At 58.8% G+C, this 24408-nt stretch carries 25 protein-coding genes; 17 read left to right on the top strand and 8 right to left on the bottom strand.

Features of this window, described 5'->3' with window-relative positions:
- The first annotated feature begins 27 nt into the window (after positions 1 to 27).
- From RBB75_RS18240 to RBB75_RS18250, 3 genes are all read left to right on the top strand, one after another.
- Positions 28 to 801, top strand: a complete 774-nt coding sequence (locus RBB75_RS18240; RefSeq protein ID WP_353068896.1) for a cytochrome c oxidase subunit 3 — start codon at positions 28 to 30, stop codon at positions 799 to 801.
- A gap of 62 nt (positions 802 to 863) precedes the next feature.
- Positions 864 to 1022, top strand: a complete 159-nt coding sequence (locus RBB75_RS18245; RefSeq protein ID WP_353068897.1) for a copper resistance protein CopC — start codon at positions 864 to 866, stop codon at positions 1020 to 1022.
- 40 nt (positions 1023 to 1062) lie between these two features.
- Positions 1063 to 1890: an isocitrate lyase/PEP mutase family protein gene (locus RBB75_RS18250; RefSeq protein WP_353068898.1), complete on the top strand. Its 828-nt coding sequence runs from the start codon at positions 1063 to 1065 to the stop codon at positions 1888 to 1890.
- 6 nt (positions 1891 to 1896) lie between these two features.
- Here the strand turns inward: RBB75_RS18250 and RBB75_RS18255 are convergent, their stop codons facing one another.
- Positions 1897 to 2487 carry an NADPH-dependent FMN reductase gene (locus tag RBB75_RS18255; RefSeq protein ID WP_353068899.1) on the bottom strand — a complete coding sequence of 197 codons (591 nt, stop codon included), beginning with the start codon at positions 2485 to 2487 and terminating at the stop codon, positions 1897 to 1899.
- A gap of 330 nt (positions 2488 to 2817) precedes the next feature.
- Here RBB75_RS18255 and RBB75_RS18260 point away from each other — a divergent pair, with 330 nt between their 5' ends.
- Together RBB75_RS18260 and RBB75_RS18265 are read left to right on the top strand one after the other, a co-directional pair.
- Positions 2818 to 3165, top strand: coding sequence for an EthD domain-containing protein (locus RBB75_RS18260; RefSeq protein WP_218884529.1), 348 nt, complete (start codon positions 2818 to 2820; stop codon positions 3163 to 3165).
- 25 nt (positions 3166 to 3190) lie between these two features.
- Positions 3191 to 3670, top strand: coding sequence for a hypothetical protein (locus tag RBB75_RS18265; protein ID WP_353068900.1), 480 nt, complete (start codon positions 3191 to 3193; stop codon positions 3668 to 3670).
- A 156-nt stretch (positions 3671 to 3826) separates the two neighbouring features.
- On the opposite strand, the gene RBB75_RS18270 is transcribed toward RBB75_RS18265, so the two are convergent.
- Positions 3827 to 5752, bottom strand: a complete 1926-nt coding sequence (locus RBB75_RS18270; protein WP_353068901.1) for a CCA tRNA nucleotidyltransferase — start codon at positions 5750 to 5752, stop codon at positions 3827 to 3829.
- A gap of 215 nt (positions 5753 to 5967) precedes the next feature.
- On the opposite strand from RBB75_RS18270, the gene RBB75_RS18275 reads away from it, so the two are divergent.
- The 4 genes from RBB75_RS18275 (at position 5968) to RBB75_RS18290 (ending at position 9877) form a co-directional block, all read left to right on the top strand.
- Positions 5968 to 6507, top strand: a complete 540-nt coding sequence (locus RBB75_RS18275) for a DUF6982 domain-containing protein (protein WP_179638065.1) — start codon at positions 5968 to 5970, stop codon at positions 6505 to 6507.
- A gap of 52 nt (positions 6508 to 6559) precedes the next feature.
- Positions 6560 to 7576, top strand: a complete 1017-nt coding sequence (gene lpxD, locus RBB75_RS18280; RefSeq protein ID WP_353068902.1) for a UDP-3-O-(3-hydroxymyristoyl)glucosamine N-acyltransferase — start codon at positions 6560 to 6562, stop codon at positions 7574 to 7576.
- A gap of 57 nt (positions 7577 to 7633) precedes the next feature.
- The gene (locus tag RBB75_RS18285) at positions 7634 to 8470 is read left to right on the top strand and encodes a response regulator (RefSeq protein WP_179638067.1); all 837 of its coding nucleotides are present in this window, start codon (positions 7634 to 7636) and stop codon (positions 8468 to 8470) included.
- Between the two features lie 222 nt (positions 8471 to 8692).
- Positions 8693 to 9877: an NHL repeat-containing protein gene (locus tag RBB75_RS18290; protein ID WP_353068903.1), complete on the top strand. Its 1185-nt coding sequence runs from the start codon at positions 8693 to 8695 to the stop codon at positions 9875 to 9877.
- 156 nt (positions 9878 to 10033) lie between these two features.
- Here the strand turns inward: RBB75_RS18290 and RBB75_RS18295 are convergent, their stop codons facing one another.
- Positions 10034 to 10744: a dienelactone hydrolase family protein gene (locus RBB75_RS18295; protein WP_353068904.1), complete on the bottom strand. Its 711-nt coding sequence runs from the start codon at positions 10742 to 10744 to the stop codon at positions 10034 to 10036.
- Between the two features lie 103 nt (positions 10745 to 10847).
- Here RBB75_RS18295 and RBB75_RS18300 point away from each other — a divergent pair, with 103 nt between their 5' ends.
- Positions 10848 to 11201 (top strand): hypothetical protein, encoded by a 354-nt coding sequence (locus RBB75_RS18300; RefSeq protein WP_353068905.1) that lies wholly within the window; start codon positions 10848 to 10850, stop codon positions 11199 to 11201.
- A gap of 291 nt (positions 11202 to 11492) precedes the next feature.
- On the opposite strand, the gene RBB75_RS18305 is transcribed toward RBB75_RS18300, so the two are convergent.
- Positions 11493 to 11648: a hypothetical protein gene (locus RBB75_RS18305; protein WP_353068906.1), complete on the bottom strand. Its 156-nt coding sequence runs from the start codon at positions 11646 to 11648 to the stop codon at positions 11493 to 11495.
- Positions 11649 to 11774: 126 nt separating this feature from the next.
- On the opposite strand from RBB75_RS18305, the gene tmk reads away from it, so the two are divergent.
- Both tmk and RBB75_RS18315 read left to right on the top strand, forming a co-directional pair.
- Positions 11775 to 12449 carry a dTMP kinase gene (gene tmk / locus RBB75_RS18310; protein ID WP_353068907.1) on the top strand — a complete coding sequence of 225 codons (675 nt, stop codon included), beginning with the start codon at positions 11775 to 11777 and terminating at the stop codon, positions 12447 to 12449.
- A 109-nt stretch (positions 12450 to 12558) separates the two neighbouring features.
- Positions 12559 to 14031 carry a cytochrome P450 gene (locus RBB75_RS18315; RefSeq protein ID WP_353068908.1) on the top strand — a complete coding sequence of 491 codons (1473 nt, stop codon included), beginning with the start codon at positions 12559 to 12561 and terminating at the stop codon, positions 14029 to 14031.
- Between the two features lie 114 nt (positions 14032 to 14145).
- On the opposite strand, the gene RBB75_RS18320 is transcribed toward RBB75_RS18315, so the two are convergent.
- Positions 14146 to 14571, bottom strand: coding sequence for a TOBE domain-containing protein (locus tag RBB75_RS18320; protein ID WP_179638074.1), 426 nt, complete (start codon positions 14569 to 14571; stop codon positions 14146 to 14148).
- Between the two features lie 86 nt (positions 14572 to 14657).
- Here RBB75_RS18320 and RBB75_RS18325 point away from each other — a divergent pair, with 86 nt between their 5' ends.
- Positions 14658 to 15416 carry a CAP domain-containing protein gene (locus RBB75_RS18325; protein WP_179638075.1) on the top strand — a complete coding sequence of 253 codons (759 nt, stop codon included), beginning with the start codon at positions 14658 to 14660 and terminating at the stop codon, positions 15414 to 15416.
- A gap of 122 nt (positions 15417 to 15538) precedes the next feature.
- On the opposite strand, the gene RBB75_RS18330 is transcribed toward RBB75_RS18325, so the two are convergent.
- Positions 15539 to 16864 (bottom strand): carbohydrate porin, encoded by a 1326-nt coding sequence (locus tag RBB75_RS18330; RefSeq protein ID WP_353068909.1) that lies wholly within the window; start codon positions 16862 to 16864, stop codon positions 15539 to 15541.
- A gap of 606 nt (positions 16865 to 17470) precedes the next feature.
- On the opposite strand from RBB75_RS18330, the gene RBB75_RS18335 reads away from it, so the two are divergent.
- Complete coding sequence (locus tag RBB75_RS18335) at positions 17471 to 18664, top strand: ATP-binding protein (protein WP_179638076.1); 1194 nt, start codon at positions 17471 to 17473, stop codon at positions 18662 to 18664.
- 216 nt (positions 18665 to 18880) lie between these two features.
- Here RBB75_RS18335 and RBB75_RS18340 read toward each other — a convergent pair whose 3' ends face one another.
- Positions 18881 to 19927, bottom strand: coding sequence for an L-threonylcarbamoyladenylate synthase (locus tag RBB75_RS18340; RefSeq protein WP_353068910.1), 1047 nt, complete (start codon positions 19925 to 19927; stop codon positions 18881 to 18883).
- A gap of 49 nt (positions 19928 to 19976) precedes the next feature.
- On the opposite strand from RBB75_RS18340, the gene RBB75_RS18345 reads away from it, so the two are divergent.
- From RBB75_RS18345 to RBB75_RS18355, 3 genes are all read left to right on the top strand, one after another.
- Positions 19977 to 20606, top strand: a complete 630-nt coding sequence (locus tag RBB75_RS18345) for a class IV adenylate cyclase (RefSeq protein WP_179638078.1) — start codon at positions 19977 to 19979, stop codon at positions 20604 to 20606.
- A gap of 160 nt (positions 20607 to 20766) precedes the next feature.
- Positions 20767 to 21099: an energy transducer TonB gene (locus RBB75_RS18350; RefSeq protein ID WP_179638079.1), complete on the top strand. Its 333-nt coding sequence runs from the start codon at positions 20767 to 20769 to the stop codon at positions 21097 to 21099.
- Between the two features lie 130 nt (positions 21100 to 21229).
- Positions 21230 to 22936: a methyl-accepting chemotaxis protein gene (locus RBB75_RS18355; RefSeq protein ID WP_353068911.1), complete on the top strand. Its 1707-nt coding sequence runs from the start codon at positions 21230 to 21232 to the stop codon at positions 22934 to 22936.
- Between the two features lie 68 nt (positions 22937 to 23004).
- Here the strand turns inward: RBB75_RS18355 and RBB75_RS18360 are convergent, their stop codons facing one another.
- The gene (locus tag RBB75_RS18360; protein ID WP_179638081.1) at positions 23005 to 24087 is read right to left on the bottom strand and encodes an energy transducer TonB; all 1083 of its coding nucleotides are present in this window, start codon (positions 24085 to 24087) and stop codon (positions 23005 to 23007) included.
- Between the last annotated feature and the right edge of the window lie 321 nt (positions 24088 to 24408).

Consider the following 24408-nt stretch of genomic DNA (forward strand, 5'->3'; position numbering starts at 1 on the left):
TTACGCGAGCACCCAGAGGGCAACTTCATGCCGGCAACCATCACTCCCAATAAAACCGAGCAGGACCGAAAACGCCGCGTTGAAGACCACGACAACGGCTCAGGCCGACGTCCGCCAACCGACAAGCGAACCGGCGGCGGCGGAGACAACGACAACTGGAATGATCGCCCCAACGGACGCCGCGGCCCCTATGAGCGCCTCCATCGCTACCGCATGGGCCTCTTCTTCGCCTTGGCCAGCGACCTCATGTTCTTCGTTGCCATCGTCAGCACCTTCTTCGTCAACCAGTCCACCGGCCACTTCGACCCCTACAACCACTACGTCAACGAGTGGCTCCCCACCACCATCCCGCCCATCCTCTGGCTCAACACCGCCGTCCTTCTACTCAGCTCCGCCGCCATCGAGTTCGCCCGCCGCAACATGTTCCGCGAGACCGACGTCATGGACGAATGGCTTGGCCTGGGCAAGCCGATCACCCGGCGAGCCCTGCCTTGGCTTGCCGCCACCATCGCTCTCGGCATCCTCTTCCTAACCGGTCAGTGGATTGCCTGGCGCCAGCTCGCTCTCCAACACATCTTCTTCAAAACCAACCAGAGCAGCCACTTCTTCTATCTCATCACCGGCGTACACGCGGTCCACCTCTTCCTCGGTATCGCAGGCCTCCTCACCGCCTTCACCGGCCTCTACGTCTCTCGCCAGCTCGAAACCCGCCAGATCCTGGTCGACGGCGCTGCTTGGTACTGGCACGCGATGGGCCTACTCTGGCTCTTTCTCTTCACCCTCCTCGTCTTCTTCCAATGAGCCGCGTCTCGCGAAAAACTCTCCTCGCATGCACTCTCTTCGCCGCTTCTCTCACAAGCCCCATGCCAATCCACGCCCAGGGTTGCACTCAATGTCAGGACAACACCGCCGCGACTCCACCTCAGACCCAGGCCGCCTACCGCCACGCCATCATCTTTATGACCGTCACCGCCGGCACACTATTCCTCGGCACGCTGATCCTCTTCAAACGCCACCGCTAGCTCAACCGTCAGATCTCTTCCTCCAGGAAAAACTTCAACGATGACCCGCGAACAAAAATTCAAGATCTTTCAAGCGCTTCATCGGCGCCCGGGGGCCTTCGTCATTCCCAATCCGTGGAACGCAGGAACCGCAAAGATCCTCGCTGCACTCGGGTTCGAAGCCCTCGCCACCACCAGCGCTGGGTATGCCTTCTCTGTCGGATATCAGGACTCCGCTCCTGAAGTGACTCGTGAGCATATCCTCGAAAATGCCCGCGAGATCGCAGAGGCCACCACACTCCCGGTCTCAGCAGACCTCCAGAACGGATTCGGCCACTCTGCCGATAGCTGTGCCGAGACCATTCGACTTGCCGCCGCTATTGGACTCGTCGGCGGATCGGTCGAAGACGCTACTGGCGATCCAACCAATCCCATCTACGATCTGCAATTCGCAACTGAGCGCATCGCAGCGGCGTCTGAAGCGGCCCGTCGCCATCAACTCCTCCTAACTGCGCGAGCCGAAAACTTTCTCCATGGAAGACCCGATCTTGACGACACCATCCGCCGCCTTCAGGCCTTCGCCGACGCGGGCGCCGACGTTCTCTACGCGCCCGGACTTCCCACCCTTGAAGCGATAAGAGAGGTTTGCGCCGCAGTCTCCAAGCCAGTCAACGTTGTGATGGGTCTCAAGGGCGCAACTTTCTCAGTCGAGGAACTTGCCGCCGTCGGTGTCAAACGAATCAGTATAGGCGGAGCCTTCGCCCGAGCTGCATTCGGCGCGTTTTTACGAGCTGCGCGCGAAGTGAAAGACCACGGCACCTTCAACTTCGCAACCGAAGCCGTCCCAAGCGCAGAGATGGCCAACTACATGGCAGAACCCAAATCCTGAGTCACTCTAGTGAGGCACACCCTTCACCCGCTCCGCCTTCATCGCCCGCATGTACCATTCAAACTCCTCGAAGAACTTCCCGCTCTTCTCCGCCAGCTCCTGTGTAAGGGCCACCCCATCCTTGCTCAGCGAGCTTCCAATCGACGGAATCGGTTGCAGCGAAGGAATCGACGGCATCCCCACCTCAGGCAGCAGCGCTCTAAGTTGCATCGCAGCCCTCACCCCGCCATACGTCCCAGCCGAGTAGCACACAATCGCCGAAGGCCGGAAGTAGTACTCCTCCAGAAAGTAGTCGATCAAATTAGTCAGCCCCGGCGGAATGGAGTGGTTATACCCCGCGCTCACCATGCAAAATCCATCTGCCCGCGCATACAGCTTCGCCAAAGGAGCGAGCTTCTCCTTCAACTTCGCATACTTGGCCGGAGGATCTTTCTTGATCTCCTTCCACATCTTGTCCAGCAGCGGCAGCTTCAACTCCGCAGCATCAACCAGAACCGCCTCATGTCCCCGTTTTTCCAGCTCCGCAATCACCCACTTCGCAGCGCGATCGCCCATCCGAGCACTCCTCACCGACCCCAGCAACACCGCAACCACCATCGCAAATCACCTCGCAAGCGTGAGATGCATACACGCACCGTGGGGGCATGACTACGATTGAAATTTCCACGATCAACTCTGGTCGCCCCGATACCTTCTCCCACCACTATTCTCGTCATTCTGACGAGCTTGTCGGAGGGGAGGAGTTGACGACAAAGCGCGACCAGCATGACCGAGAATGCGCATTTTCGGTATGAATCCTCTTCGGATCGCCAATCTGCGAGCGAGTATTTCTGCCGAGACTATCTTCTCCGGTACATCCTTCCAGGCAGTTAAGGATCTCAAATGGAAATATGGACAGCGTCCATCCTGGAGCGCAAATTGATTAAGATGACCATCCTTCTTCGCCGCAAGCCGGAGATGAGCCATGACGAGTTCGTCACCTATCATCGCAAGAATCACGCACCGCTGTTCCTCTCCCTCGAAGAAGTGAAACAGCATGTGCGACGCTATGTCCAATGCCACGCAACCGGCGAACAGCTTCCAGGTCTGCCTGACAACCACATCGACGGATCTACCGAGCTTTGGTTTGACGATCTCACTGGCCTGGCAGGCGTCTTCCAGTCTCCCAATTACATGGCAACGATTCGTCCGGATGAAGAGAAGTTCCTTGATCTGCACGCCTGTGAGTTTCTGGTCGGTGTCGAGAACGAAGTCATTCCCGCACTGCACGCATAACAAGATCGCGTCGGATGGAGCAAGGATGATTTTTTCTCATGAAGCACCCATACCGCTTCCGGTCAACTCCATACGCCTCGACGAGTGGCTGTTCCACCTATCCGAGAAAGAGTACATGGCATGTGCTCGCGGACACCGGGCCATCGGAACCAATGGAGGGGATCACTTTGACGGCATGGTGAACGTTGAGTCGATGGCGGGAGCCCTGCTCATCCAGCACTATCGGACGAAACAACTTGAAGCGGACTACGTTAAGTTGTTCTCTGAGAGAAGCCGAGGTTACCTCATGCATCTTCTTCCGTTCACACTACAAGTTGGTTGGGAGATGCAGGTGTCCAGCGTATCTGCAGAGGAATCAAAACTCCATTGCACGATTGACGTGATGAATCCACCCTGGATCCGTTTTGCTGGCTTCTTCAATGCCACCAACTATTGGATTCATCGCCACCTGATCGAGGAGACCAACGGTTTTGCCCGCGACCTGACGCAAAAGGGCGGCAAATAGGAATCGCCACGGCACAGGAAGACTTTAAAAATTGCTGTAGCGAGATAATTTGCCGACGCGCGGATGGTCCGGCGCAAAGATAGAAATGACAGCAGACTACACCTTGTTGCGGGCTCACGATAAATACTCGCAGGTCCCAATTCGAGCCTGCGACCGTTAGCGGCGTTTCTTGGGAGCAGTCTTCACTGCCTTCTTTGCAGGTTCCTTCTTCGCAGGCGTATGCTTCACAGCTGCCTTCTTCGCAGGAGCAGCCTTTGTCGCTACCTTCTTCGCAGGCGCTGCCTTCTTTGCCGGAGCATGCTTCTTCACAGAAGCCTTAGCCGCGGCCTTCCCCGGGACTTTCTTTGAAACGGTCTTCACCGGAGCCTTCTTCGCCACAGCCTTCACAACTTTCTTAACCGGTGCTTTGCTCGTAGTCTTCATAGGAGCCTTCTTCGCTGCACCTTTAGCCCCCACACTCTTAGCCGCAACCTTCGCCGGAGCCTTGGCAACTGATTTACCCTTCACCGGAACAGTCGTTTTAGACATAGCAGCAGACTTCTTCGCAGGCTCTTCCGTCTTCCTAGCAACTGTCTTCACTGGCGCAACAACCTTCAATGGCGCAGTAGACTTCACCGGCACAGAATTCTTAACCACTCCACCCTTCGCAGGCGCTGGAGCACTCGCCGGAACCACATTCGTCCCCGCCCCCGCGACCGCCTCAGCCTCTCCATTCGTATCCACCACAGCAGCCTTCTTGCGGCTCTTTGCTGGCTTCGCATCCTTCTTCGCCACGCGCGGCCTGCGCAGATGTACCGGAGGAGGAGGCGCCGGCGGCGAGTAAGGCTCAAGATAAGCCTTCATCTCCTCAACCGTCCCTAGCTTGCCATCCATGAGCTCAAAGAAAAGTTTGTCCAGCAGCTCGCCATAGCCAGGCAGATCTGGAACGATGCGCATCTCCTGCATCAGCGCATAAGGCAGCTTCTGCTTCGCATGAGCCCACTCGGTAAAGAACCCCTTGAATTTGTTCTGAATTCCAGCGTTCTTCGACGTGTGCGCCACCCACAGGATCGACTCCGGCTTAGCCGAGTGCAGCAGCTTCCACGCATGCGAAGGCGACGACGCGCCCTTGCCCGAGAACTCCGCCGCAAACGCCTTCGCCTCGTCCTCCAGCGCCTCGATCTCATGCACGAAGCCCTGCCGCGCAAAGCTCTTCTTCAGCGCCGTTACTTCCTTCGGAGCCATCTTCGCAGTCAAGTAAGGAAAGTTAGCCGCCGCCGTCTCAGGATAGATTCCCTGAATCTGCAACTGCGACTGCACATCCCTCAGCTTCTCCAGCTCCGTCACATTCGCCTTGGTCGACGACAGCGCCGGGAAAAGATTCTTCATCCACCCCTCGGCCTCCAGCTTGCGCAGCACCCGCAGCGGATCCTCCTCATGGAAGATCTCCTCGGTCTCATACCCGCGATGAAACTCTCCCATCGCCGAGATGTACCCTTCCTGCTTCCCTGCCTCGTACCGTGTCTGTGTCTTCTCGTCCATCTGCCAGCTCAGCCTGGCCATCAGCCGCGCCGCCCGAATCATCCTCACTGGATCTTCGATAAACCCATAGTTGCTCACCAGCCGCAGCTCTCGATTCTCAATGTCCGCCACCCCGTTCAGCGGATCCATCAGCAAGCCATACGAGCCGTCGTTCAGCGACAGCGCCATCGCATTGGCCGTAAAGTCCCGCCGCCGCAGGTCGTCCAGAATCGTTGCAGCCTTGACCAGCGGCTTACCCGGCTTCGGATAAGTCACCGTCAAAGTGCTGCCAATCTCCATCCTCACACCACCGGGAAACCGCACAAACAGCGCCTGTCCGGCTTCGTTCTCACCGGTGATTACGGCATGAGCTTTCTCTAAATCTTTCTTCAGCTTAAGCGCGTTTCCCTGAACCACTACATCCAGATCCCGCACCGGCGATCCGCTGGTCATATCTCTTACCGCTCCGCCCACCAGAAACACGGTAAGTCCTTTGGCACGAGCCACTTCGCGTACTGCCAGCAGCGAGTTACGCTGCGCTTGAGAGAGGCGATTTTCGAGCAGGTAGATGTAGTCGGCCATAACTGGTACTTTTACTCCAAGCCGGTTCGAACCGGACCGCCGCAACCCATCGGAGCCCTCCAACTTCAGGCTAAGCTCCGACGAATCAAGCGTTTATAATGATGAGTACAGGTAAACGCAAAAGGCCAATGTAACACAGCATTAGCGAATTGACTACTCCGGTTGCACCTTTTTCGTTGCTCTAGCCGCTGGTGTGCGACAATCCGCGAGTCCTTATGTCCTCCGCGCACAAGAAGGTCATCGTCCGCCGCTTCACCGGAGAAACTCTCCCCGGCTACCTGCCACTCGCCGGCTTCACGCGTAACCGCATCGTCGACCTTCTCGACCTCGAGGGCCGTGTCATCTCACTTGCCATCAATGACATAAAGCACATCTGCTATGTCCGCGACTACAACCTTAATGACGCCGCCAATCCCGAGCGCCTCACCCGCCGCACCTTCCTCGCCAAGCCACGCACCGAAGGCCTCTGGCTCCGCCTCACCTTCCGCTCCGGCGACCTGCTTGAAGGCCTCGCCCCTATCGATGCGACCCTCGCCGACGACCTCATCAACGACATCGGCCTCCAGCTCACCCCACCCGACGTCCGCTCCAACACCCAGCGCATCTTCGTCCCGCGCACCTCCATCACCGACCTTCAACTTCTCGCCGTCATCACCACCCCCTCGCGCCGCAAACCTCTCCCCGCCTCCTCGGTCCCCAGCCTTCAGGAGGACCTCTTCACCAACCTCATTCCACCCAACACCCGCCCCAACTAAACCCACCGTCAGTTCTCAGCCACGCTTAGTCTCTTCCATTACAATCCACCCCATGCCATCCAGTCCGAAGTCAGTAACTCTCGCCGAACTGGCCGACCACCTCGGCGCCACCCTCCATGGCGACCCCTCCGCCCGAATCACCCAGGTGGCAGGCATCGAAACCGCCACCACTGGCGCCCTCGCCTTCGTTGCCAATCCCAAGTACGCCTCTCTCGCCCACACCACCCAGGCCACCGCAGTCCTCGTCGAACCCGACTTTGCCCAGATTTCCACCGCCACCCTCCGCCTCAAAAACCCATACCTGGCCTTCGCCCGTGCTATCGAGCTCTTCTATCAGCCCCCCTCCTACGCCCCCGGCATCCACCCCACCGCCGCCATCGCGCCCACCGCACAGATCGGCGCCAACGCACACATCAGCGCCTACGCCGTCATCGGCGATCACGTCACCATCGGCGACAACGCTATCATCCTCCCCCACGTCGTCATCTACCCCCACGCCAGCATCGGTGACAACCTCTTCGCCCATGCCCACGCCATCGTCCGCGAATACTGCCGGTTAGGCGATAACGTCACCCTCCAGAACGGAGCCATCGTAGGGGCCGACGGCTTCGGCTTCGCCCGCCAATCCGACGGCACTTGGTACAAGATCCTTCAATCCGGCCCCGCCATCCTCGAAGACAACGTCGAGATCCAGGCCAACGCCTGCATCGACCGCGCCTCCATCGGCGAAACCCGCATCCACGCCGGCGCCAAGATCGACAACCTCGTCCAAGTTGGACACGGCTCATCCGTTGGGGAGCACACGCTTCTCTGCGCCCAGGTCGGCCTCGCCGGCTCCACCATCATCGGAAAAAGCGTCATCCTCGCCGGCCAGGTCGGCGTCGCCGGACACTGCACCGTCGGTGACGGAGCCATCGCCACCGCTCAAAGCGGAATCCCCAACGACGTCGCCCCCGGCAAGGTCGTCAGTGGCTATCCCGCCATCGACAACCGTCAATGGCTCCGCTCGGTCGCACTCTTTAATCGTCTGCCAGAGCTCTTGCGCGACATCAAGTCGAAACTAAAATAACCATCCACCATGTGACCCTTGTCGTATATAAATCAGAGAGGTACTTGGGGGTAGGACATGACAGAACCTCCTGAAAGTCTCCAAAACGGCTCGAACGAGATGCACAGCACTACGACCCAATCCGTTCGCGTCCTTCTGCTCGATGACGAACCAACCAACCTCCATCTACGCTCCGCCATCCTGCGCCAGCACGGCTACGAGTGCGTCCCAGCCTCTAGCATCGAAGAGGCCACCGACCTCTTCAACAATATCGATATAGCTGTCCTCGACTATCATCTTGGAGCGGGCCAGTTCGGCACCGAGGTCGCAGCTCTCCTTCGCCGCCGTCGTCCCCACGTCCCAATCATCATCCTCTCAGCCACCATCGACCGCTACTTCGGCGGGGTCGAAGACATGCATCTGCTCAAGGGTCATAGCTCAGTCGAAGATCTCCTCGACGCTCTCAGCTCCCTTGAAGCCAAGCGTCGCGGCGCGCCCGTCGTCGTCGACGCCCGCGATTTCTTCTACTCCAGGATTGCCATGGCCATCGGCACTGATGTCCTCGTTCAGATCTTCGACGAGAAGGGCGTCTGGCAGTACTGCAACGACAGTGCAGCCGAGTATCTCGGTCAGTCTCGCGAGTGGTTCATCGGCCGCAGCGTCTTTCAGGAGATGCGGCCCTTCATGCGCGACTGGAGCGACGTCCTCCAGACCGTCTGCCTCACCCGCGAAACCTACATCGACCGCACCCATCGCGGTCTACTGGCTCAACCCCGACCGCAGGAACCACAGTTTATCTGGAGCGTCCTCGCCTTCCCCATCACCCTGCACGACAATCGCTCCGGAGCCGTCCTCACCGCCCGCATCCTCGACAAGCCCCCCACGCGAACCTCGGAGCTTCTGCCCTTTCTTTAGACATCAATACAGGGCCATAGATAAACAACAGCTTGTGGAGGCGTTACCGCATTTAAGATCTCACGCCATCAGGGGCATCGCACAACTCCGCATGATTCACATCGATCAACGTCCGGCTCGAATCGCGATGCTATTCTAGGCCTGCTGTCGCGCCAGTTTTAGATCATCAACTCTGAGGAGTTCGTATTGGATACACATAAGTCACTTTCCAGAGCAATACCAGTGGCCCTGTTTTTTATCTCAATCTGCTTTGTCGGATGCAGCACGACCGACACAACGCCCGTAAGCAAGCCGAGTCTCGTAGTAGCCGACGCAAACAACAGTCGCGTGCTGATCTACGCCACCCCAACTACCAGCACCTCGACCGCCAGCGTCGTTCTGGGGCAAACGAGTTTTACTCAATCGCAGTCGAGCGATGGAAGGGGAGGCCCTAGCGCGAAGACCCTGGACAATCCTAGTAGCGTTGCCATGGACTCGTCCGGCAATCTCTACGTGGCCGATGGCAATGATCGAGTCCTACAGTTCCGGCCACCATTCACCACGGGCATGAGCGCAAGTCTGGTAATCGGAAAACCGGATTTTACCTCGTCTCAAGGATTGAAAGTCACTGCAAGCGGAATGGGAACCCCCTCCTCGGTTGCGATCGACAGCAAGGGAGATCTGTGGGTTGGGGACGGATCTCTCGAAAGAGTCACGGAGTATGTGCCGCCTTTTAGTAACGGCATGGCCGCGACCGTGGTAATCGGTCAACCCAGCCCCGAAGCCTTCAGAGCGTGCACTACCGATCAAGTTCCGACAGCCAGAACAATCTGCTCTCCTGAAGGGATTACTTTTGATTCCGCCGGAGACCTCTGGGTAGCGGACCCAAGCAGCGATCGCATGCTCGAGTTTACGCCGCCCTTCTCGACGGGTATGGCTTCAACTCTCCAATTGGGGGCGCCGCAAACTTTGCCTTCCCTCTCCTATGTAGGCAGTCCTGCTTCCAATACAACGCAGGCCCCGATTAGTCTGGCGTTCGACTCGACGGGCAATCTCTGGTTAGCGGATTGGATCTTCAACCGGGTCGTGGAGTACGCTCCACCATTTACCCAGAACATGCAGGCCACCGTTGTACTGGGACAGGTCGATTTCACACACGCTGATGCAAATCAGGGTGGAAATGATCCAACTGCGAACACCCTCTCGGGTCCCCAAGCGTTATCGTTCGACGGCAGCGGGAATCTCAGCGTCAGTGACGCCGGGAACAACAGAATTCTAATCTTTGCACCACCCTTCAGCACAGGCATGAGAGCCGCCACAGTCATCGGTCAACCGACCTTCTCTACAGGGCAATCTAATCGGGGGAATGGGTCTGATAGTCCTGCAGCAAACACGTTAGACCACTCGTTAGGCCTGTTGGCACATTGACGGTAACTTTCGACAAATTTGTATGCGTGTAGGCCTGATCGGGGGGCGCATCTATGAAGCCTCTTGACTCCAGAGACTTTGTATATGCGTCATCTTCACCAGAACCGTGCCGTATCGTCACGCAACATAATGTATCCCCCACATTTCGCTTTTGCCTCAACGAGAAAAAAACGACAGTGTTCTTGAATCCGCGTCTTTCAGCGCTGCTCCCGTGAATCCATGACCCTGATCCGGATAGATGTGACTTTCGCACTGAAATTGTTTTATCTCACAGAGCTTAATAAGCTGCTGGGCGTTCCCAACGGGAATGTTGGTGTCGCGCTCACCGTGAAGGATTAGAAGCGGCGGCATGCCTTGCAGATGTTCGAAGAAATCATCTGGAAGGCTCCCATACCACTCAGCAATCGCATCTACCGGCACCTCTTGTGAGCCAGCCGCCAAGGCAACCGAGGCCCCAAGGGAATAACCAACCAGTACTGATTTTCTGTGATCTGAAGCGGCAGTTGTTCTCTGTTCTCTCATCAGAGACTTCACGACGTTTACCCAGGCACGATAGTTGTCGATTGTCGGATTGTTGGACTTTGTCGCGTCAAAATAATGAGGTAAGAGGACGGTGTAGCCGTTGTTCGAGAAATATTCGGCTTGCTCGCGATAGAACCCCACACCGGGTCCGCTCGCACCATGAAGAAGGATCATTAGCGGCTTCCCAGGGTCATCTTTTCCAAAGATCTCATACTTAAATCTTCCATCCTGACTCGTCGCTAAAGAGACTCCAAAACGCTGTGATAGAGATAGTTTGCCGACAGCTAAAAAGCAAATCGCCAGCCCAATGATGGTGCGGAACGGTAGCCTCCGTCTGCGTTTCATGAATCTGTTAACCCTCCTAAGCGAAAAGAGTCACCGGCCTCTTTGCATTTTGCAGTATCCGCGAAGCAGTATGACACCCTCCACCCTGATACCCTTGAGACTTATGCGTTCTCTGCTCGCGCTCGCCTTCCTCGCCAGCCTCATTACCGGCTGCCACTCCCCATACGTTGAGGCAATAGTCAGCAATCATACCGGCAAGCCCATCGAGCTCCTCGAAGTCGACTACCCCAGCGCAAGCTTTGGCACCCAAAACCTCGCCACCGGCGCAGACTTCCACTATCGCTTCAAGGTCCTGGGCTCCGGCCCTACCAAGCTTCTCTACACAGACAGTGCTCACCAGGAACATAAGTCCGATGGGCCCTTCCTCAAAGAAGGAGCAGAAGGTTCCCTAGCCATCACGATTGCGACCACCGGAGTCACGTGGCAACCTGCGGCCACCGTCACATCCGGCAGATAACTCCCTCCGTCGCTCTCCGTTTCAGCCGATCCAGCTTTAGATTCGGCCGTGCGTTTCGCGACCAGCATCCAGCCTGTCGTGTCGGACGGCATGTTTGTGCGCCCGAGCCATCAAAAAAATCACAATACCTAACGCCAACACTACAAATAACATTGCAAATGCCACTACTGTCATAACTTAGAGCTCCCTGCTGTATTAACTTTCCTCAGCGCGCAACATGGTAGGCGCTCCTGATTAGCACTGGCAAGGGGTCTTACAGCGATATCTCCGTGTCGATCTGCAACTTTGCCATTAGTCCAGCCCAGAAGCCCTTCCTTGCGTGGTGTCGGCGGAGGTGCCCGACGCACCGCTCTGTCCCTTGCGCTTCTGATCCTTGGCCATAAAAGCAAACACCCCGCCTACTGCCAAAAGTGCAACGATCACTGCAACAAAGATAATGGTAATCATCTCAACCTCCCAATCTGTCTGGCCGAAGCGCAGTACGCTCTCATGCTCTTCCTTCTCAAAACGAACCTACATCGCACGGCAGTCTGGTGAGATGCCGTCTTCCTCATCTGCGATAAGCTGAAGGTTATGCCGCGCGGATATTTCATCACCTTCGAAGGCCTCGACGGCTCCGGAAAAACCACTCAGCTACGCCGCCTGGCCACCTCGTTAGAGTCCCAGGGCCACACCGTCGTCACCCTCCGTCAGCCCGGCGGAACCGCCCTTGGCGACCGCATCCGCAGCATTCTACTCGACTCCCGCTCCGAAGCCGCTCTAGGCCCCATAGCCCCCGCCGCCGAGATGGCCCTTATGTTCGCCGATCGCGCACAGTCCATCGCCGAGGTCATACTCCCAGCTCTCGCCGCCGGCTCCATCATTCTCTGCGACCGTTACACCGACTCCTCCGAGGCCTACCAGGGCGGAGGCCGTCAACTCGGCAGCGAACGCATCCTTAGCATGCACGCCGCCGCCTGCAACAACCTGCAGCCCGACCTCACCCTCCTCCTCCTCCCTTCACTCGAGTCCTCCCTTCGCCGCGCCCGCCGCCGCAACCAGCGCCACGTCGAAAAGCAAGGCACCGACGAAAACCGCTTTGAGCGCGAGTCCGACGACTTCTACCGCCGCATCTACGACAAGTACGAAGAGATCGCCGCGCGCGCACCACACCGCGTCGTCGTCATCCGCGACGACGACTCCATCGACCACATCGAACAGATTATTCGCAACATCGTCCTCTCCCGGCTCGACCACGCCGAAGCCTGATCCCGCTTCTTTCCACCCCGTCAACGCCGCCCTCCGCGCCTCGCCGAAGTATGTTCTCCTCGTCTAAGACGTGTAAGGCAATGACACCTGAGTCACCGAAGACGACGCCATGACCACCCCTCCCCTCACCCTCGAAGCTCCCCCAGAACCGGCTCCCCCCGTATCTTCGGTTAGCAGTACAGGACGCATGCCGCCCGGCCTCAAGCACTCTCTCCCCTTCTACTCCTTCAAGCCCTGGGTCAAACTCGGCAGCCCCATCCTCCTCTTCGAGTACCTGCTCAAGACCTACGGCAACATCGCCTGCTATCGCTTCCTCGGCACACCCATCGTCTTCATCAACGACCCCGAGTACATCCGCGAGATCCTCGTCACCCAGGCCGCCAGCTTCGTCAAAGAGCGCACCGTCCGCCGCATGAAGGTTCTCCTCGGCGAAGGACTCATCACCTCCGACGACCCCATCCACATGCGTCAGCGCAAGATCGCCGCGCCAGCCTTCCATCGCCAGCGCATCGCAGCCTACGGAGACCAGATCGTAGACTGCGCCGCCCACCAGAGCCAAGCCTGGCAGCAAGAATCCCCCTCCGGCCAGCCCATCGACATCTCCGCTTCCAGCATGAAGCTCTCGCTCGAGATCGTCGCCCGCACCCTCTTCAACACCGAGGTCACCGCCGACATCCGCAGCATCAACGACGAGGTCAACACCATCATGGACCTCTACAACTTCATCGTCGCTTTCCCCAAAATCGAATCCTTCCTCCACCTGCCCATCCCCGGCATCATGAAGTTTCGCCGCTCCAAAGCCCGACTCGACGCAGTAGTCGACCGCCTGATTCGAGAGCATCGCGAAGCAGCCGCACGCAGCGAACCAGGCAAGGAAGAAAAAACCGGCGGCGACCTCCTCTCCATGCTTCTAGCCAGCAAATACGAGTCCGAAGACCCCACCCAGCAAACCGGCATGTCCGATGAGCAGGTCCGCGACGAGGTCCTCACCATCTTCCTAGCCGGCTACGAAACCGTAGCCAACGGCCTCGCCTGGACCTGGTATCTCCTGAGCCGGAACCCCGCTATCGAAGCCAACCTTCACGCCGAGCTAGACGGAGTCCTCGGCACTGGCTCCTCCCAACGCCTCCCGACACTAGCCGACTACCCAGCCCTCCGTTACACCGAGCAGGTCTTCGCCGAATCCATGCGCCTCTACCCACCCGCCTGGGCGATGGGCCGCATGTCCACCAAACCCATCACCCTCGGCCCCTACACCATCCCACCCGGCGCGCACTTCTTCTTCAGCCAATACATTATGGGCCGCGATCCCCAGTACTTCCCCGACCCACTCCGCTTCGACCCCGACCGCTTCACGCCCGAGAACAAAGCCGCCCGTGCCAAGTTCACCTACTTCCCCTTCGGCGGAGGTAGTCGCCAGTGCATCGGCGAGAGCTTCGCCTGGATGGAGGGCGTCTTCAGCATCGCAACCCTAGCCCAGCGTTGGCGCATGACCTACCTCGGCTCCACACCGCCAGAAGTCCAGGCGAAGATAACCCTGCGCCCACGCGATCCGCTCATGATGCAGCTAATCCCCCGCTAAAAAAAGCCACACCCCGACCAAAGGGAGGGACCCATGCACATCACCCACCAAGACCGGTACACAAGTCACGAAGTGACCGCGCCGCGCGTAGCGGGCCCGTCCGGCAGGACAAGATTAATCCACAGCAAGAATCACGCTTGAAGCCTTGAACGCAGCACACACCGTCTCACCTATCTGTAACTCCAACCGGTGCAAACTACCATCAGTAATCACGCCGGTCAGCAACTCACCCCCCGACAGCTTGATCGAAACCTCATCGTTCACGCTGCCCTCATGAATACTCTCCACCACGCCGCAAAGAATATTCCGCGTGCTGATCCTGCTCTTATCCAACTCCTTGCCCAGGATGATCCAGCTAGCCTTCACCAGCGCATAAGCCTTCATCCCTTCTTTCAATCCCATAGCATTTACGCTGCCATTGGTAATGATCGCAGCAACCTCATTGCCGCCCGCAGTCTCTAGGAGCACCTCGGAGTTCACCCCACCCTTCGTAATCCTGCTGATCGTTCCCGCCAGCATATTCCGTGCACTTGTCTTCATGTACATTCACCTCATCCCTATCGTACTCAACCTAAAAAGCCGTCACCCGGCCAACTTTCCCCAACGCCAAAGATTCCAACCAACACATGCAGAGAGCAAGCCAAGCACGAACCTTCTTCCTCGCACTAGCCCTCGCGGCCCCTCTCGCCAAGGCCCAAACCGCCCCCTCCCGCGCCGAGCAGGCCATCCTCCAACTCACCAATCAAACCCGAGCCACCCACAATCTCCCGCCCGTCCACTGGGACAGCGCCCTCGCCCGCGCCGCCAAAGTCCACGCCCAGCGAGTCCTGCGTGAACAAGGCGAGTTACTTCATCAGTACCCAGGCGAACCCGACATGACCACCCGCGGCGCCCAGGCCGGTGCCCACTTCACTACCATCTCCGAAAACATTGGCCGCGGCCCCGACCCCACCACCCTCCAACAAACCTGGATGAGCAGTCCAACCCACCGTGCCAACATTCTCGACCCCAATCTGGATGCGATAGGCATCGCCGTCATTCCCGACCAGGGCTTCCTCACCGCCGTCGAGGACTTCTCCCACAGCGCAACCGTTCAGTCCTACGACAGCCTCGAAAAACGCGTAGCTCAGATCCTGCAATCCCACGGCATCGCCTCCGCTCCCTCCAACGCTGACGCCCGCGAGACCTGCACCATGCCTACCGGAGCCGCAGGCTCGCCCAAACTTGTCGTCCAGTGGGATGGCCCCGACCCCACTCTCCTGCCCGATGCTCTCCTGCACGCCATCTCCACCGGCCAATACACCTCCGCCGAAGTAGGAGTCTGCTCCAGCAAACAACCCAATCCCCAGTTCACCACCTACAACGTTGCCGTCCTGCTCTACTGAGCCGCTGGCGAGGTTTATACCGACAGTCGGCTGAAACTATCGAATCGCGACCAAAGGGAGCGCCACCCGAAGGGGTATACAAGTCGCGAAGTGAACCCCGCCCGCGCAGGGCGCACCTAGCCTCAAAAAATAATCCGCATACGAGCATTCAACAGAACGCTCGTATAACTCTTCGCCGCATACATCGGATGAATCGACACCTGCACGTCCGGCCCGATCTCCATGCTTTTGGTCACCCGAATCCGATAAAACGTCTCGAAGAGACTCTCGTGCCGCTTTCCCGTACGTGTCGGTTGAATGTAATTAAACGCCGCGCCAAACATATCGCCCCGCCGTCCAAACGGCCGAACATTCGTCAGTCCCAGCGTGTCGGTCTGCCGGATCGCCGTTCCTGTCTCGGTCGCGAAGCCATAGCGCCCAAACGGCGCCCAGCCACTCGAAAACTCACGATCGAAGCCAATTCCCGCGCCATGTCCGCTTCCCAGATTCTTCGTGTCGTCCCGCCAAACCGTACCACGGAGATGGAAGTACCGAGTGCCCGGCGCACCGGCAAACCAGCCAAACTCCACCGCCTCCAGATACTTTTTGTCCACCAGCGTTCTGATGTTGCTCTGTTGCGAACCCACCGTGTCGATCGCTAAAGCATGCACGTAAAGATGGTGTGTGATCTGAAAATCAACCGCTCCCCCGCCCGCATAGGTCCCATCCGATGCAATGGCAAGGTTGCCGTCGTTCTCCCCATTCAAAAACTGCGTTCTCTCATCGTTGTTATAAAAACTTAGGCTGATGTACTGATTCGGATGAATCTTACCCACATAGAACGACAATCTCTTCTCCAGAAAATCCTGTCTCCAATAGAGAATATTCACCGTAATCGGTCTCTGCGCCCCGCCCCCCTGCAGGCAATTTAAAAAGATGCCCGAGCCCATCTGATCACTCAGGTTCCACTGTTGACTCATCCCAATATTCGTTCCCGAACGTACCAACAGCCCAATCGAACCGGCCGTTCTCTCGTTGTCGTAAACCGCCCAGTTACCCGAAAAATCCAGCCGCCCGCTCAACTGGTCATGCCGCCGCGCCGTGTCGGGAACCACGGTCGCATACTGATTCAGAAACGTATAGGTCGCTCCAAATCGAAGCCGCGCACTACCTTCCAACCAACGGACGCTGGCATCTGTGGTTCTGGTAAAGATTCCAATCGGATCGGTCTCGAAGAGCGGATCAGCCGGTATCTTTCCCAACGCCGCGGTCGCAGAGTCCAACTCCTGCGCGTACTTCGGCAGGAGCCTCTCGAGCGCCGGTTCCGCTTGAGGCTGATACTGGCTGGACTCAGAGGTCGCCCCAGACCTGATTGATCCCGTAGATCCCGTAGTCTGCCCAGCCAGAGCCGTCGAAGCTCCGATCAGCAGCAACGCAACACCCACGCGTAGGTGTTGCCCGATCTTCACGTAACTACTTGCCGACAGTCGCATCGTCCGAACCAGAAAAACTGATCCCGGGCCAACATCCTGGCGTGAATAGGCTTCCTGCACCTTCATCCCGCCAAAATGCGTCGTCCAAACTCTACATTCAAATGTCTGATTTGCATTCAGTTATTTGTTGAATTTAGTTAGTTGCCTAACCTTCAGTTGTTTCTTACACGTTGTCATTCTGATCTTGAGCAGGCAGAACGGGAAGAAGGAGAAAGCCGCGTCTCGCCTCAACTCTTCAGGAGCCGAAGACAGACTGTCGTCCAACCCAAAAACCTGTCACGCCCCCAAACATTTCAGTACCGCACGAAACCCAATAAGGACGCACCTTTTCAGCCGCCCCCGGTGTAGCGTAATTCCAGCTCCCAACGCGTATCATAGAAGTAGTTCAGAAGTAGTTCGCAGTAGCAGGGAAAGCACGCAACGTACGAGCCCAGAAAGCTTCACTGCACACGGCTTCAGGACACATTGCACGCTTCAAGTCCAGACTTGCCCCCGCTGTTTGAAGACTTTGACACAGATCAGTATCCCCGCGAGGGAGTCCACGTGAAGTGCGCCGCCAAGGCAGAGAGGAGACCCGAGAACATGACGATACCGATATCCAAAACCGCTCTCCCTGCCACCTTCAACGACTTCCTCGGCAACAGCACCGCCATTGAGCACCTCCGCACCGCCATCGCCGCAGGCCGCCTTCCCCACTCCCTCATCCTCGCCGGCCCCAGCGGAGCAGGAAAGTACACCCTCGCCCTCATGCTCAGCATGGCCGTCGAGTGCGAACGCCAGCCGCGCGAGCTACGCTCCTACAGCGAAGCTCTCGGGTCCAACGGCCAGTCCCTCGCCAGCTTCTGCGGCGTCTGCCACAACTGCACCCGCATCGCCTCCGCCGCCAACCTCGAAGACGAGGTCGAGAAGGCTGTAGCCGCCCGTGAAGAGCTCAAGACCGAAGCCGACAGGAAGGACACCCGCGTCCTCGTCCAGCCGCACCCCGACGTCCTCATCGTTCCACCCGACCCCCCGCAGCTCCTCATCAAACTCGGACAGATCCGCACCGTCATCCAGCGCTCCCACTACCTCCCCAACGAGGCCCCGCGCAAGATCTTTATCCTCACCGCAGCGAACATGATGAAGGAGGCCGCCAACTCCCTACTCAAAGTCCTTGAGGAACCACCCGCGACGGTCCACATCATCATCCTCGCCGAAAACCCCGGCGAACTCCTCCCCACCATTCGCTCCCGCTGTGCCACCGTCCGCCTGGGCGCACTGCCCGTCGAAGAGATCGAGATGCTCCTCACCGACCGCCGTCCAGACATACCGCCCAAGCAGCGCACCCTCATCGCGCGCCTCGCCCAGGGAGCCGCCGGCAAGGCCCTCAGCTTCGACCTCGAAGCCTACACCGCCTCTCGCGCTGACGCACTCCTCTTTCTGCGCAACGCCGCAGCAGCCAACTCCGGCTCCGCCGAGCCAGACCACACCGCCCTCTTCAAGATGACCGAGACCTACCGCGCTGGAGCCGAAGGCCAGCAGAAAACATCAGCTCTCCTCCGCAGCCTCTCCCTGCTTCTTGAAGACCTGCTCCTCCTCGGCGCAGGCACACCCGAGCTGGTTCGCAACACCGACCTGCGCCCCGAGCTTGACCGGCTGAGCAGCACCCTGAGCTTCGCCTGGATCGAATCCGCCTCTCGCGCCCTTGACCAGGTGCAGAGCGGGATGCGCCGCAACCTCCTCCGCAGCCTCTCGCTCGACGCCCTCGCCGGGCAGCTCACGACCTCGGCGCAATAGAAAATAGATCCATCCCAGGCAGTTTTTTCTATTTGTGGTGGCTAGGCGTTTTTGCTGGGGGTTTTGAGAAAAAGTGGGTGCAGAACGTGGTTTTTTGCTGGTGAGGGTGTGGTGAATTGCGTGGTAAACGTGGTGCGCTGACCGTCACTTTTTCTAGGCCTAAAAATACGCCACGTCTTTCAACTTTATTTTCAGTTCTTTGATTACCGCCTGCGGTCACTTTTTGCGGGCGGCTTTTTGCAGGCGATCCCGCAACGCGAGACCAACTCCATTCGCATCGGGCAATGGGCAGAGGATCACGGTGGCCCCTGCTTCGTCCAGCATGCGCAGTCCGGCGAAGAGTCTCCGTGCCAGAACTTCGTTGTTGCCCCACGGCCCCCACGGAAAGACATACTTCGCGGAGTGAGCATCCCAATCATCCGGCAGCATCACTCCGAGCAGATCCCCGAGCAGATCCGAAGTGCGCTCATAGCGTTCGATCGCCGGGTTGAGAGCGTAGATCAAATCGGAGTCGGAGACCACATCCACTAATACCAGCTTCGCCCGCGGAGCATAGTGCCGCAGCCCGACGCCCGGCGAAGGGAGGCTCTCAGGAGGCTCCGCAATCCCCGACAGCTCCACCGCCTCAGACTGGAAGATAGTGACTTCGCCCGCAACCGAGGCGATCATCTCCGCAGTCACCGCTCCCGGCCGATAGATCGTCATCGCTTCCACATCCAGCACCGTGGACTCGACTCCCACCGAGGTCGCACCTCCATCCAACACGGCGTCGATCCTCCCGTCCAGATCCTCCAACACATGGGCCGCAGTGGTGGGACTCGTTCTTCCGAACAGGTTCGCGCTTGGCGCTGCCACCGGCACAGACGCGCTGCGGATCAACTCCAGCGCCACCGGATGCGCAGGCATCCTGACCCCCACCAGCTCGCGTCCCGCCGTGACAGCATCCGGCACCGCTGAGGTCCGCGGCAGCAGAAGCGTCAACGGCCCCGGCCAGAAGGCCTCCATCAACGCCTCCGCTTTCGCTGAGACGACGGCAACCAGCTGCAACATCTCGCGATCGCTCACATGGACGATCACCGGGTCCCACGCAGGCCGCTTCTTCGCCGCAAATATCTTCGCAACTGCGGCAGCGTCAAGAGCATTCGCGCCCAGTCCGTACACGGTCTCGGTCGGAAACGCCACCGTCCCACCCGCGCGCAGCATCTCGGCGGCCTGCGAAACTCCATCTTCCGCAGCGAACCGTACCGTTTTTCCACTGAACATATCGCCATTCTATCGTCGCAAATCTACCTGCCAGCCGTATACTCCATCCATGCAGAACTCTGAGATCGAACTCAAGTTCCCCGTCCCCGATCCAGAAGCTCTCCAGGCCCGCCTCGCGCAGTTAGGCTTCCACCTCGTCACTCCCCGCACCTTCGAGCACAACACCCTCTACGACACCCCCAGCCGCGACCTCCGCGCCCGCAAACAAATCCTCCGCCTGCGGCAGTACGGCAGCCTCTCGACCCTCACTCACAAGCGCCTCCCGGACCAAGAGGACCCCGTCGACACCACCCGCTATAAGATCCGTGTCGAGACCGAGACCACCATCGCCGAACCCGAGGCCATGGCCGAGATCTTCAAGCAGCTGGGCTACCTCCCTGCCTTTGTCTACGAGAAGTACCGCACCGAGTGGTCGCACTCCGCAGACCCCGGCTCCGAAGTCACCGCGCACCTCGTCGCCCATCTTGTCCTTGACGAGACCCCCATCGGCACCTACGCCGAGCTCGAAGGCCCCACCGCCTGGATCGACCAGACCCTCGCCGCACTCAACATCGACCTAGCAACCTGCCTCACCGACAGCTACGGCAAGCTCTTTCTCGACTGGAAGCAGCGCACCGCCAGCCCCGCCGAAAATCTCACCTTCGCCGAAGTAACCTCCCCCGTCCTCTCTCTCCGCTAAAGCAATTTCCCTGTAGGTGTGGGGTGAGTCAATGGATTGATGGCCGTCTTCTCTCAAGGAAGACGGCACTGCGGTAGATCCTCCGTTCCCAGCAACAGGGAAATTGCGCTAAAGCCTCCCGCCCTTCCGCCGATACAACCTCTGTACCCGGAGGTTTTCCTTGGCAATCCCACTTCGCTCTTCGCGCCCCCTTCTTCTTGCCGGAAGCGTCGCCCTCTGCGTTGGCACTGCCTTCGCAGGCAACGTTCATCGCGCAATCGTCTCCCGCACGAGCCCCTCCTACCCCGAACTGGCGAAACGTATGCACGTAGGCGGCAAGGTTGTTCTTCTCGTCACCATTCAGGCAGACGGAACAGTATCGGCCACCAAAGTAGAGTCCGGCCACGCGCTTCTCGCTCCCGCCGCCCAGGACGCGGTCACCCACTGGCGCTTCGCCCCGAACTCCGAAGCCTCCGAGTCGGAGATCGAAGTCAACTTCAACCTCGACCAGTAGCCCAAAGCATCACCAGGCCAACGCAGCATCAGCACAAACAGCATCGCGACAGAGCCACCGTCAGGAGCCATCCGGCGGTGTCTCTTAAACCCTGGAATCAATCACCTCTCAACTCTGCTCCGAGGTCCACATGCAACTGCAGTCGAAGATGTTCCTGATGACTGGCGCCATCGTCGCCACTACCGTTTTCAGCGCATGTATCGCCCACCGGTACATCGGAGAGGCCAACGCTCTCTCGAACATGGTCACGGAGAATCGCATCCCCGTCATCATGTCCAGTCGCGACATCCGCTCCCACTTCACCGACACCGTTCGCCTGCTGGAGTCCTACATGCTCTTCGGCATCGACGCGAACGCTTCGGCTACCTATCGCAACGCCCGGCGCCAGGAGTTCGAGCAGGCCAAGGCTTCGCTGGCCCTGCTCCACCAGCAGACCTCGCACTTCGACCTGGGCTCCGATGCCCCGCGGCTCATCGCCCTCGACAACGACCTCGCAGCGCTCAAGGTCCTCGAAGAGAAGGTCGAAAGCCTTAATGAATCGAAGACCCCGCAGGGCTCGGCCGCCGCCTACGACACCCTGCAGAACCAGATTCTCCCTCTCGAAAACACCCTCTTCTCCAACATTAGCGAGATCACGCAGTCCCAGACCCGGCTCGCCAACGAAGAGCAGGCGCACCTCCGTGAGGCCAACCACTTCACTCTCATCGTCCTCTGGTTCGGCACCATCATCGCCTCCCTCATCGGAATCACGGTATCGATCTATCTGGCTCGCAAGATCACCTACGCCCTAAATCTGGTCATGCACCGCGCCGACGCCATCGCCTCCGGCGATCTCAGCGGCCAGCCTCTGGTGCTGGACACCAGCGACCAGACCGGAGCCCTCGCTAACGCCGTTCAGAAGATGCAGTCCAACCTCGCCGGCATCATCGGCACGCTGGCTCAAACCGTCTCCACCATCACCGGCAGCGCCGCGACTATGGGCACCGCCAGCGATCAGATTCATCGCCGCATGGACCAGCAGAGTCAGCAGACCCAGCAGGCCGCCACCGCCATGCAGGAGATGTCGGCCTCCATCGCCGAGGTCTCCCGCCACACCCAGTCCGCCGCCGAGACCGCCCGCAGCGCCGCCGAGACCGCCCGCGAAGGCGGCACTATCGTCAAGCAGGTTCTCGGCAGCATGCACTCTATCGCCACCGCTGTCAGCGACACCTCCGCCACCGTCGGCCTGCTTGGCGACGACTCACGCCGCATCTCGCAGATCGTCACCGTCATTGACGAGATCGCCCGCAAGACCAACCTGCTCGCCCTCAACGCCGCCATCGAGGCCGCCCGCGCAGGCGATCAGGGCCGCGGATTCGCTGTAGTCGCCGGAGAGGTTCGCCGCCTCGCCGAATCTACCGCACAGGCCACCGGCGAGATCGCCAGCATGATTCAAGGCATTCAGGACCGCACCCTCACCGCCATCGCCAGCATGGAGAGCGGCACCGGAACTGTGCAGCAGGGCGTCATCACCACCAATCAGGCTGGTGAAGCTCTCGAACGCATCATCGGCATGGCGGAACGTGTCGACCGCATGATCGCCCAGATCGCCATCGCCGCCTCCCAGCAGACCGCCGCGGCCGACCAGTCCAGCGCCAGCCTGCACTCGATCCACTCTCTCAGCCACGAAAATCTCACCGAGATGGCCACTACTGCAGCCGGAATCGAATCGCTCCGCTCCACAGCAGTCACACTCGAGCAACAGGTTGAGCGCTTCAGCCTCAGCTCGGCACCCGACTCAAGGCTGATTCGCGTCGCAAAGACCTCTGAGCGTCATGCCACCTTCCAGCACGCATAACCGAACCATCGCTCGCCAAAACAAAGAGGCCCGCTTTGCGCGGGCCTCTTTGTTTGAACAACCATCGTTTAGAAGATCTGGAAGTTAACCTCAACGTTCAGTTCCACCAGAACAGGCTTCCCATTTTCCATGGCCGGCTTGAACTTATACTGCCTCACAGCTTCCATTGCCTTCTCATCCAGACCCATGCCAACGCCGCGAATCACATGGACGTGGCTGGGATTTCCATTGGTATCGACCCACAGGTTGACTAGAACATTTCCGGCAACCTTCGCCTTCCGAGCTTCCTCAGAAAACTCCGGTTCCACCGAAAAGATCAGCACCGGAGCCGAGACGCCGCCGCCAATACGCCTTGGTCCGCCACCGGTATTGCCGCCCGACCCAGGTCCAAGCCCCGATCCGTTGCCCGATCCGAGACCGGTACCCGTCCCGCCGCCACCCGAATATGGGCCAATGATCGGCGAGTTAGGAACTCCGACCTGCGGCAGGTTGCTCGCCATCTTCACATCCTGCTGCACTTCAATCGTCGGCTCAATCTTGATCTTAGGCTCAACGAGCGGGGGCTTGTTCGGCGGCACAATCTGCGTATCCGCAAACTTCGGCGGGGATCCCTTGACTACTGGAGTTGGCCCTTTTTGACCACCGCCTCCACCCATCGCCTGAGCCCGAGGCGGCGCCTGCGGTGGAATCGAAAGATCCGTCACCTGAATAGTCCTCACGGGAGCCGCAAACTGAACCTTCTTCGCCAGCAAAAACGCGATCAGCAGAATAATCAATCCATAGATCACGACGGCGGATGTCGTCGCAATAGGATTCTGCTTCGTCTTCATCCGGTCGACAACCGCTATCGGCTTCGACTCCAGCACCAGTGGCGGCAGCTTCACTGGGAAGAACACATCCCGGATGCTGTTCCACAGGGAAGAAAAGACTCCCTCTTCTTCAATCACCATATCGCTCTCAGCCGGCCGGGATTCCAGCTGTAGCGGAGCTTCGTCGGATCGGCTGAACGCATCCCGCAGGTTCGCGAAGAACGAGGTCCACATGGATCCATCGGTCTCTTCGTTCAACTTTGGAGCATCTGCCGGTCGCAGGGTCGGAGCCTGTCTCTCTGGATCTATCTGCGGTGGAGGTGTCAATAAACTATTTGCCATAAGCTGCTTCGCCTCGGTGCAGTAAGCCGCAGCCCCCGCACACCACTTCCAAAAAATCTCACCGCCTCGAAAACCTGCTGCTCTTCTTACGCGCCAAATGCCAGGTCGGTTCTCTTTCCGGCTCTGGCCAACATCACCTGGTCATTAACATTCTACAAACATTCACCAACCGGCGCTTGTACTCATAGGCGCTTATACCCTTGGACGCACGCCGACAGGGGAATGTCTCCTAAGGAGTATCGACTGCCATCCTATGTACCATCCCTCCTCCCCGTCTACAATAGAGGTTTGCCACAAACCGCAACTTTGTTATCAGCAACC

The organism is Tunturibacter empetritectus (genome assembly GCF_040358985.1).
GTDB classification, from domain to species: Bacteria; Acidobacteriota; Terriglobia; order Terriglobales; family Acidobacteriaceae; genus Edaphobacter; species Edaphobacter empetritectus.